At 47.0% G+C, this 9,444-nt stretch carries 9 protein-coding genes and 1 tRNA gene; 3 read left to right on the top strand and 7 right to left on the bottom strand.

What is annotated here, in order from left to right; all coding sequences use genetic code 11:
* Positions 1–78 precede the first annotated feature (78 nt).
* On the bottom strand, positions 79–1,209 hold the full coding sequence (locus RIM23_RS16960; protein WP_446368359.1) for an RNA-guided endonuclease InsQ/TnpB family protein: 1,131 nt from the start codon (positions 1,207–1,209) through the stop codon (positions 79–81).
* Between the two features lie 148 nt (positions 1,210–1,357).
* The gene (locus RIM23_RS16955; RefSeq protein WP_446368358.1) at positions 1,358–1,711 is read right to left on the bottom strand and encodes a HesB/IscA family protein; all 354 of its coding nucleotides are present in this window, start codon (positions 1,709–1,711) and stop codon (positions 1,358–1,360) included.
* A gap of 252 nt (positions 1,712–1,963) precedes the next feature.
* On the opposite strand from RIM23_RS16955, the gene RIM23_RS16950 reads away from it, so the two are divergent.
* On the top strand, positions 1,964–3,616 hold the full coding sequence (locus RIM23_RS16950; RefSeq protein WP_446368357.1) for a DUF6930 domain-containing protein: 1,653 nt from the start codon (positions 1,964–1,966) through the stop codon (positions 3,614–3,616).
* Between the two features lie 148 nt (positions 3,617–3,764).
* Here the strand turns inward: RIM23_RS16950 and RIM23_RS16945 are convergent, their stop codons facing one another.
* The 3 genes from RIM23_RS16945 to RIM23_RS16935 all read right to left on the bottom strand — a co-directional run bounded on the left by RIM23_RS16945 (position 3,765) and on the right by RIM23_RS16935 (position 7,479).
* Entirely contained in the window at positions 3,765–5,261 is a 1,497-nt protein-coding gene (locus RIM23_RS16945) for a hemolysin family protein (protein WP_446368356.1), read from the bottom strand.
* A 184-nt stretch (positions 5,262–5,445) separates the two neighbouring features.
* On the bottom strand, positions 5,446–6,213 hold the full coding sequence (locus tag RIM23_RS16940; RefSeq protein ID WP_446368355.1) for a hypothetical protein: 768 nt from the start codon (positions 6,211–6,213) through the stop codon (positions 5,446–5,448).
* A gap of 93 nt (positions 6,214–6,306) precedes the next feature.
* Positions 6,307–7,479 (bottom strand): RNA-guided endonuclease InsQ/TnpB family protein, encoded by a 1,173-nt coding sequence (locus RIM23_RS16935; protein ID WP_446368354.1) that lies wholly within the window; start codon positions 7,477–7,479, stop codon positions 6,307–6,309.
* A gap of 351 nt (positions 7,480–7,830) precedes the next feature.
* On the opposite strand from RIM23_RS16935, the gene RIM23_RS16930 reads away from it, so the two are divergent.
* A tRNA-Ile gene (locus RIM23_RS16930) sits at positions 7,831–7,903 on the top strand.
* Between the two features lie 46 nt (positions 7,904–7,949).
* Here RIM23_RS16930 and RIM23_RS16925 read toward each other — a convergent pair.
* Positions 7,950–8,345, bottom strand: a complete 396-nt coding sequence (locus tag RIM23_RS16925) for a hypothetical protein (RefSeq protein WP_446368353.1) — start codon at positions 8,343–8,345, stop codon at positions 7,950–7,952.
* Positions 8,346–8,486: 141 nt separating this feature from the next.
* Between RIM23_RS16925 and pyrE the strand changes: the two genes are divergently transcribed.
* Entirely contained in the window at positions 8,487–9,101 is a 615-nt protein-coding gene (gene pyrE, locus RIM23_RS16920; RefSeq protein WP_446368352.1) for an orotate phosphoribosyltransferase, read from the top strand.
* On the opposite strand, the gene RIM23_RS16915 is transcribed toward pyrE, so the two are convergent.
* Entirely contained in the window at positions 9,095–9,286 is a 192-nt protein-coding gene (locus RIM23_RS16915) for a hypothetical protein (protein ID WP_446368351.1), read from the bottom strand. The two genes, pyrE and RIM23_RS16915, sit on opposite strands and share 7 nt — an antisense overlap.
* Positions 9,287–9,444: the final 158 nt, after the last annotated feature.

Below are 9,444 nucleotides of genomic sequence, written 5' to 3'. Positions count from 1 at the left end.
CTAGGATACTTCCCCTCACCTACATGACTATTAAGTTGTCATCTGCTGAGGATTAAAGTGCTTTCTCAACCCTTATGGTTACTCAACAGATGCCAGTCGTCCCCCTGTTGCCAGGTTTAGACTGAACGAATCGCACTCTCGATCTAAAATACATCCACACCGACAAACATGAGTTCTAGTGGACAAAGACTTTTTAACTGTTGTGCCACAATCGGAACATTCCTGGGAAGTGTAGGCAGGATTAACCGCGATGGTTATCTTGCCAAATTTAATCCCAAAATATTCCAGCCATTTTCTGAATTGATACCAACCTGCATCATTGATCGATTTGGCTAAACAATGATTTTTAACTAAATTTTTAATCCTCAAATCTAGCCTTCGGCAAGCCGCTGGCGCGTCTACATAAGCGACCAAATCATTAGATTGGATTACGCAACGCGCCATTCTCTTGGCATGTTCTTCACGCTGCCTACTTATTTTGAGGTGCTTTCGCCCTAATCGATTGATGGCTTTCTTTCGGTTGGCGGAGCCAATTTCAGTGCGCGAAACTCGTCTTTGAAGGAAGCTCAGACGTTTCTCGCCTTCTCGATAAAATCGGGGATTTGGCTCTTTGTGACCTAAAGAATCAGTATAGAACTCTTTGAGTCCCACATCTAAGCCAATGGCTTTTCCTGTCGGCTGACTTTCTGCCTTGTTCTCGGCGTTGACTAAGAATTGAACATAGTAGCCATCTGCGCGACGGACTAACCGCACCCGTTTTATTGATTCAAGTTGATAGAAGTTTAAGTCCCACGTCCCTTTGAGCTTGAGCTTGCCAATTCCCTTTTTGTCCGTAAAGGTTATTTGTTTTCGAGTTTCAGAAAGCTTCCATCCGCTAGTTTTGTATTCAACTGAACGGCAGTTTTTCTTAAACTTTGGATAACCCTTCTTTCCCGGAATAGCTTTTTTGCAATTACTGTAAAACCGAGCAATTGACGAATACGCTTTTTCTACAGCCGTTTGACAAGCATGGGAATTTAAGTCCTTGACAAAGGAAAACTCAGCTCTTAGCGCCGTGTTATAGCGATACAAATCTTTTTGTCCAACATTTTCGTTATCTATCCAGTAACGAATGCATTTGTTGCGGACAAATTGAGCGGTTTGAATCGCTTCATCGATCGCTAAATATTGAGTTGTCTTTCCTTTAGCCTTGAACTCAAAGACCAACATTTGACGTGGAACAACTCGGCATCAACATGATAACACAGAAAAAGTCGTCCTGGAAGGACGAGGAGCCTGAACCCCTTATTTCCGGTCATTTTAAATGGAGTAGGGGTTTGGTAACCAAACCCCTACTTCCCTATTGCGCCGTTTTTAATTAAACGCCAAAGGATTTGCCACAGCCACAGGTTTGATTGGCGTTGGGGTTAGTGAATTGGAAACCGCCCCCAATCATGGCATTGCTGTAATCTAAGACCAGACCATACAGGTACAGGATGCTTTTGGGATCACATATTATTTTGAAGCCCTCGTAGTCAAACACTTCATCGTTATCCCGTACCTTACTAGGATCTTCAAAATCCATCATGTAAGACATCCCGGAACAGCCCCCCTGACGGACACCAACCCGCAAGTATAGGTCTTGTCCTTGTTGGTCTCGCAGCGCCACAATATGCTTGAGGGCTTGTTCGGTTAGTTGGATACCTCGTTTCGGTGTTGTTGCTTGTGTCATAAGTACGTTGTGACTCCTGGTTAGGTTAAAGTTGGATGATGAACTACTGATGTGCCACGCTTATGGACGCTTATGGATCAAGTTTATCGAGACTGACCCCAAGCGCGTGTATTTACCCGATAAAAATTTTCTTGGGAACTCCTTTGTCCAAACAATGAAGCGCAGCCCGGAAGGTATTGCGGTTTAATAGGAGTATCGATTATTAATCATGGCTGACCTGCCATGGTTTTTGCACTTATTGTCAAATACCCTATGTCTGCTCTCAATCGCAATACTCGTCGTCGGCTCAAACGGTTACCCCAAATACCCAGCGTCTGGGAAGGGGATCGCCGTTCTTTAGTGACTGTATCCGATCAGGGTGATTTTGATGCTGAGGGTAATAATGAGTGCATTCTTTGGGTGGATGGCTCAGAAGGAATTGTCCGGGCGATGGATATCGTCTCGCTAGAAATGGGACCTGAAGCGATTGTTCGCACGCTATTGCGAGCCATGGAACATCCCCAAAGTCCGGCTCGACCCGCCCGTCCGTCTAAAATTGTGGTACGCGATCGCGAAGTTCAGTTTTTGTTGCGTGGGGTACTGCAAGAGTTGGAGATTGCCATCGATTATGTCCCCGATTTACCCCTGATTGATGAGTTGTTTCGCGGGTTTGAGGAAATTGCCCTCCAGCGCCAGCCGCATTTACCTCCTAAGTATGCGGATCTGTTGATTAGCAAGGCGTATGACTTATGGCAAGATGCGCCTTGGGATGTCCTGGCTGATCATCAAATCCTGAGTGTGGAATTAAATCGCTGGGATGTGGATGAGTTCTACGTCTCGGTCATGGGTATGCTTGGTGTGGAGTACGGAATTCTGCTCTATCGCTCCTTAGATTCGCTGCAACGGTTTCGGGAGTCGGTCGTCAATCAGGAATCTGTAGAGGCGATGGAAAAGGCATTTTTGGGACAAGATTGCTTGTTTATCACCTATGAAGCAGCGGATGAGGAATTTGAAGATGATGAGGATGGGGATTTAGCCGAGTTATCCGTTGAAGAGATTGTGCCGAGTTTTGGCGCGGTGCATCCATTAGAGGGAATGCGACCCTTTCTGGATGAGGAAGAAGCACTGGTTGTCTATATGGCGCTAGAAGCCCTGCATCGATTTTTCCAAGGCTCATCCGGAAAATTAGCGGCGGATGATTTTCCGGCGATGAACAAGCGCTACCGCATTCCTATCCCTGTAGATACGGAAGATACGGAGTCAAAAACAACGGTGTCGATTCAAGTGTCTACACGACCAGAGATCGCATCTGAGTTGTGGGAGATGGCGATTGATGATACGGATGACGAGGATTGGGATGAGGAGGAGGATGAGGAGGAACTCGAACTTCCTCTACGGGATGACTTAGTGCCAAAAGATTCCTATCTGAGTCTGGGGATGATGCCTTGGGAGAGTATAGCACTCCTACGGGAGGGTGTTGATTTTTATCAATCTCAAGACGCCCCGCCGATAGGAGAAGGGTTACCTGTGGTGTTAATTCAAACCACTCGCCCGAAAGCTAAAGTTTTAATCGAGCAAATTAAAACAGCCGGTGGACTTAAGGGGATTGGCTTTAACCCTGGAGAAGATCCCTTAGTCGGCGATCGCTACGATTTGGGCATTCTACAAACAGGAGATAGTCATCTTTACCTATTTGGCGAGTTTCCCGAAGCTGATCCGGCTCATACGGCTAATCGCAAGCATTGGGAACAACGGTGTCTAAAAACGAAGGGGTATTGTGGGTTAATTATCGCCAGAGGACTCAAAGGTGCTTCCCGTGGTAATCCTCAACCCAAAGACATGGTGGCATTTTTTGAAGCGCGATCGCTCTCGGTTAAGGAGTTAGGATTAGGTATGTTACAACTTATGCCTGTGTTTGAATTCTAAATTCTGGGGAACAGGAAACAGTATTACAGCTTCCCCTGCTCCCCCTGCTCCCCCTGCTCCCCCTGCTCCCTCGGCTTCCCCTGCACTACAAGACTTATTCAGCAACTCCTAATTGGATCGGGTCGCCCTTTACTCAATCGCTTTTGGCTTATTCTAAATCATTGGTAGAAGCATCTAGCGTATCGCCTTGGGTTCCATTCGCTGTATTCTCGCTTGAAGTAATTTCTGACGTCACATCTGTTTCAGACAGATCTTCCGCGGGAACAGTTGTGGATTCATTCCGATAAATGCGAATTCGGTTCAGGCGAGGTCCTTCGGCTGAGATAACTTTTAACTCCAGATTCTCATAGTTTAAGATTTCCCCTTGAAGCGGAATTTTTTGGAACTGATATAATAAAAAACCTGCCAAGGTTTGATATTCATCGGTTACAGGTAAATTTAAATCCAAAAGTTCGTTAACTTCTTCTAAATCTATTTGGGCTTGAACTAAAAAGGTTTGTTCATCCACAATTCGGATCGGCACCTCTTCGGGACTTTCTGGTTCTGGGTTATCACCAATAATTTCCGCCACTAAATCCTTCAGCGTCACCAAGCCAGCCGTACCGCCAAACTCATCTACAACCATCACCATCGCCAAGTGCGATCGCTGCATTAAGGGTAAAAGTTCGCTCAAGGGAGTTAATTCCGGGACAAATCGAGCCGGACGAATCCAGGATTCAATGGGTGTATCTAAGGTTAATTTTCTCTCCGATAAGGGTTTAGCTAACTCTTTAAAATGGATAATCCCGCGAATATCATCCAGAGATTCCCCCGTTACCGGATAGCGAGAATGGTCAGTATTAGCAATTTCTTCTAACACCATTTGCACCGTTGCTGTACTGGGAATTGCGTCAATGCTGGTGCGCGGAACCATCACCTCCGTTGCCAAAACTTCGCCAAATTCAAAGACATTATTCAATAATTCTCGTTCTTCGGCTTCTAAACCCGTCGATTCCCGCTCGGTGGTAATAATTAACTGTAACTCTTCGGGGGTCACCTGATTATTCCACCATCCCCCCGTATATTGCACCCCTACCAGCCGCAATAAACAGCGTGTTGATTGGTTCAAAATCCAAATAAACGGATTGAAAAATCGGGCAATTACCAGACTCGGAGGACCCAAAAGCCGAGCCAACTGTTCAGAATACAGCAACGCCACAGATTTAGGACAGAGTTCGCCCAGAACAATTTGCAGATAAGCAATCAGGAAAAATCCCACCGGAATCGCCAGAGAATGAGCCATTCCTTGAACCATCTCTGGGGGTAGGGGTAATTGAGTCAGCACCGCCGCGACGAAAACGGCGACGGTATTTTCTCCAATCCAACCCAAGGCTAAACTGGATAGAGTAATGCCTAGCTGAGTCGTCGAGAGTAGACGCTCAATACTCTGTTGTAGCGATTGAACTGTCTTGGCTTGTACATCCCCCGCATCAACCAATTGGTTAATCCGCGATCGCCGCACCGAAACCATCGAAAACTCAGCCGTGACAAAAAAGGCATTGATTGCAATCAAAAGCAGGACTAATAATAATCGCAACAGCATGTCCCGGCTGGTAAGGGGCCCAGAAGCACTCGCAGTGAGGAAAACCATTAACTGTGCAACCATAAGAACGGTAGCAGGTAACCCGCAAAAGTAGTTCTACTGCTTCCTAGAGAAAAGCTACAACGGGACTCCACAGATAGCCTTTCTCTAGGGGACTGTATTGATTGACAAATACCGTTTAACATAAAGGGAGCAATAGAACCGAAGGTAAGAAAAATATTATGCGCCAAACCTGCTCCGTTTCTGTTTACCTCGCGACAGGGATTTCGGACATTTTCAGCTTGAGCTTTTGATCGGGATAATCAGTCAGAGTTAACGAAAGCGCTGTGGCGTCATCCAACAACGCTGTAGGAATACTCACCGTACCCGAAAATTCCTCGCCATTTGACGGCAATTCTCCCGGTAACCCTTCAGTAATCGCACTCAACGCTCGACCTTTGTCATCGGTAACATTTAAAAAACTATAAAGGAATCGAACCGGATTAGCGCCCTCATTCTTTAAGCTGACATCTAGCAACAATGAGCCTCCCTGAAGATTGGCGGAACGAACCTCCAAAGTGACCCCCCGATCCTGGCTTTTGAGGGGTAAATTTTGATTCGAGCCACTACTGGTAAACGATGTCTGTGTGTTGAATACATCCGATTCAGACGATGCTTCTTCAACTTCAGATTGCTGATTCTCTGCGGCTGACTCGTCTGGCTTCTGTGTATCACTCTGGCTCTTTGACTCAGAGTCGTTATTATCGGTATTGGAGTCTTTATCCTTGTCTTGGTCTTGGATATAGGCGTGAACGTTGACCAGGATATCCCGTTCACTCAAAAGCGTAACCTCTTTACCTCCAGGCTCAACCTCCTGGTTATTTGCCAGCTTCTTCGTCGGGCGAACATCGGGCTGAGTCACACCTTTGAGAGCTTCATGACCCAGGGAAAATCCCCACATCGCACTCACAAAGCCAGCACCTAACATCATTGCCAGCAGAATCAGAGTGAGTGCTACAGTCGAGTTGAATTTCATTAGTGATTCAAGTTATAGAAGAAAATTGACATCCTCACCGCCCTACAAGGGACGGTGATTCCCTACCAGTCGAACAGTGATAGCTGCACGTACTCAAGGGTGGGTTGACAGCTCATCATGCACTGCCTCATAAGAGGTCTTACACGCGCTCCCTGTCCGTTTATAGTAGTGGGTATGCCCTACCCCGACTCTTTCTATATTCGTGGATGCATTATCATCCCTGTCGTGTTCTACGCCGCAGTTGACACAGACAATTGTCCTGATTGAAAGGTCTAGTTTGCCCCATCTATAGCCGCATTCAGAGCATACCTGGCTGGTAGGCTCCCATCGGCTAATCACCCGAAAATCCCGGTTGTGCTTATCGGCTTTAGCCTCACACAATGAGCGGAACTCACGCCATCCAGCCTGACTGATTGCCCGTGCCAGTTTGCGATTCTTCACCATGCCACCAACATTGAGATCCTCCAAGGCGATGATTTGGTTCTCATCTACCACCTTGGTGGACAGTTTATGTAAGAAATCCTTCCGTTTGTCCCGGATTTTAGCGTTGAGCTTGGCTACCTTTAACCGCATTCGTCCGCGACGCTTACTTCCTTTTTGGCGTTTAGCTAACCGTCGCTGGGCGCGTTTAAGCTTACGGATATCCCTTGAATAATCTGGGCTATCCATTTTCTCTGCGTTGCTACAGCAAGCAAAGGTTTTTAACCCTAAATCTATCCCGATGGACGGGTTCTTCGCCGGGTGTATTTTCCGTTCCACCTCAACCACAAAACTGAGGAAGTACCTGTCAGCACAATCCTTAATTACCGTTACTGAACTGGGTTCAGATGGCAGAGGACGTGACCATTTGGTTTTAACTTCCCCAATCTTGGCTAGGTAGACTTTAGCTGCCTTGAGCTTAAATCCCCCCCTAGTGAACCGTGCAGTTTGGCGATTAGTTTTCCGCTTAAACCGTGGTGGATTCACTTTCAAGCCCTTGCGCTCCCCCTGCCGGGATGAGAAAAAGTTCTTGAATGCTACTCCTAAGTCGGCAACCGATTGTTGGAGAGGGATAGCTGATACCTCACCTAGCCATTCCCGTTCTTCAGCTTTCTTAGCCTGAGTGATACAAATTTTCTGAAGATCACTGTTCTTAGGTAGCTTCTCCGATTGCCGACACAACCCTAAGGCATCATTCCATACCACACGGACACACCCAAACAATCGGGCTAGCGATTTCCGTTGCCCTAGCGTGGGATAGATTCGGTACGAATGTCGTGCTTTCATGTGATTATGATAGCGTCTTGATATTGTCGTGCCCAGATGAAACAGATATTGATTAGATGCTCACTATGCGAAACTTGAACGACTTAAGCGTTATTGTGCCAAGACACAAAGGACACAAAACGACGTATTGAGAGAGCTTATCCGCAACCTGGGGACTACAGATAAAAAGCCGTCCTAAAAGGACAGGGCTTTAGACCCATTAATTCCGGTAAAACCGTCTGACCTCTGCTCTGGAGCCTTTTTGTACTAAAAGCATCCTTGTGCAATAGGCGGCGAGCATCAGGAATAGCTCAACGGTTGCGGCAAGATATCCAACTCCGATTACTATAATATAGAGTAAGGATCAATTAACCAGGGTTGGCCGAGCGGTTGAGGCAGCGAACTCATAATTCGCCCAAGGCAGGTTCAACTCCTGCACCCTGGATTTTGTTTTGACATCCTCGTCCGCTCAAGTGGCTGATGTAAAGCCGCTAACGTGGCAATGGAGCTTCAAAGAAAAACTCACTCCCTTCAATTCGGGGACCCACCTGGGGTCTAAAGCGATCAGAAACAGGCAATAACCGAACCGAGGTGTCGAAGGGATTCGGTAAATCCGGTGTGCGAATCACTGGATCACTGGCAAACTGTTGGTTTAATGCATCCTCGTAGAGAATATTAATCAATTCGGCATCTCGCTCCAGTTCCAAATCTGGAAACGCCGCACCCCCGATTCCACCCGGACCGATAATATAGTCAAGCTGACGCCGGAGACTGCGGTTTTCGTAAAACGTTCCCGATTCGCTAAAAAACGCTCGCTCAAAGGTGTCTGGAATCCTTTCTAGGCGGACTGGCTCAAAGTTTTCTTGTGCCATAGCTGTGCTAGCCACTATCGTGGAAGCAGCAATAAGCAAACCCCTGAGCGATATCCTCAACCCCTTATGCATAATTTGTCGCCTCACTTTTCCTCAATAATATTCTCATATTTGAATTCAGTATAGTGGTGGTTGGATTTTCACCATCTGACTATCATGGCTGACAATAGTAAACCATTGCTTTCTCTGGATACCTCAACCCAATTAACACAACAGCGTCAGTTGCTGCTCGATTTATTTTGTCAACTGGCTTATCAAGAGGGAGACTTTGTGCTCTCCTCGGGACAGCGCAGTTCCTATTACATTAATGGCAAACAGGTTACGCTGCATCCTCACGGAGGACTAGCGATCGCACAATTGCTACTTTCTCTCCTTCCCCAGGATACCCAAGCCGTTGCGGGTTTAACTTTGGGTGCTGATCCGATTGTCAGCGCGGTGAGTGTGGTGTCTGCGATCGCAAATCGACCTATTCCCGCTTTAATTATCCGTAAAGAAGCCAAAGGACATGGTACAAGGGCATATATCGAGGGTCCGAATCTGCCAGCCGGAGCCAAGGTTGTGGTTTTAGAAGATGTGGTAACCACAGGAAAATCGGCAATGAAAGCCGTTGAGCGCCTGCGAGAGGCGGGGTATCAAGTGGATCAGGTGCTGGCTTTGGTTGACCGCCAGCAAGGCGGTGCTGAGTTTTACCAGTCGGTGGGGTTAGAGTTTCAGGCGGTGTTTACGATTCAGGATATCCAACAACGCTATCAGCAGCGCCTACATCAGTAGGGGGAGCTGGGGAAGCTGGGGAAGCGGTGTAGAGACGTGCCACGGCACGTCTGGGAGCTGGGGAAGCGAGTAGAACAAATGACCAGACTTTTCACTGTATTTGGGGCAATGTGTGTAGGGGCGGGTTTCACTACTATCTTTTGGGTTGCATCCAGATGTGACTCGCACCCGCCCAGACGCGCCATGGCGCGTCTCTACAATAGTTTCTAGACTTCCCGTGAATCCCTAAGTTGTAATGTAGTATGATTTTGTAGTATAGGCTCAATTTAAGACTGGCAGCGATTTTCCGGCGTAAGCAGACTACCAGCCGCGCCTTGATTGCCTTTTTCTATTTTAGGGTTTA

The organism is Coleofasciculus sp. G3-WIS-01 (genome assembly GCF_040223135.1).
Taxonomy (GTDB): domain Bacteria; phylum Cyanobacteriota; class Cyanobacteriia; order Cyanobacteriales; family Coleofasciculaceae; genus Coleofasciculus.
Note: the sequence above shows the minus strand (reverse complement) of the source record. Positions and strands in the feature narration are given on the sequence as shown.

What these genes read in the sequence shown, in the direction of transcription:
- RIM23_RS16960 (WP_446368359.1), bottom strand. Translation starts at nt 1,209, where the DNA reads ATGTTGGTCTTTGAGTTCAAGGCTAAAGGAAAGACAACTCAATATTTA.
- RIM23_RS16955 (WP_446368358.1), bottom strand. Translation starts at nt 1,711, where the DNA reads ATGACACAAGCAACAACACCGAAACGAGGTATCCAACTAACCGAACAA.
- RIM23_RS16950 (WP_446368357.1), top strand. Translation starts at nt 1,964, where the DNA reads ATGTCTGCTCTCAATCGCAATACTCGTCGTCGGCTCAAACGGTTACCC.
- RIM23_RS16945 (WP_446368356.1), bottom strand. Translation starts at nt 5,261, where the DNA reads ATGGTTGCACAGTTAATGGTTTTCCTCACTGCGAGTGCTTCTGGGCCC.
- RIM23_RS16940 (WP_446368355.1), bottom strand. Translation starts at nt 6,213, where the DNA reads ATGAAATTCAACTCGACTGTAGCACTCACTCTGATTCTGCTGGCAATG.
- RIM23_RS16935 (WP_446368354.1), bottom strand. Translation starts at nt 7,479, where the DNA reads ATGAAAGCACGACATTCGTACCGAATCTATCCCACGCTAGGGCAACGG.
- pyrE (WP_446368352.1), top strand. Translation starts at nt 8,487, where the DNA reads ATGGCTGACAATAGTAAACCATTGCTTTCTCTGGATACCTCAACCCAA.
- RIM23_RS16915 (WP_446368351.1), bottom strand. Translation starts at nt 9,286, where the DNA reads ATGGCGCGTCTGGGCGGGTGCGAGTCACATCTGGATGCAACCCAAAAG.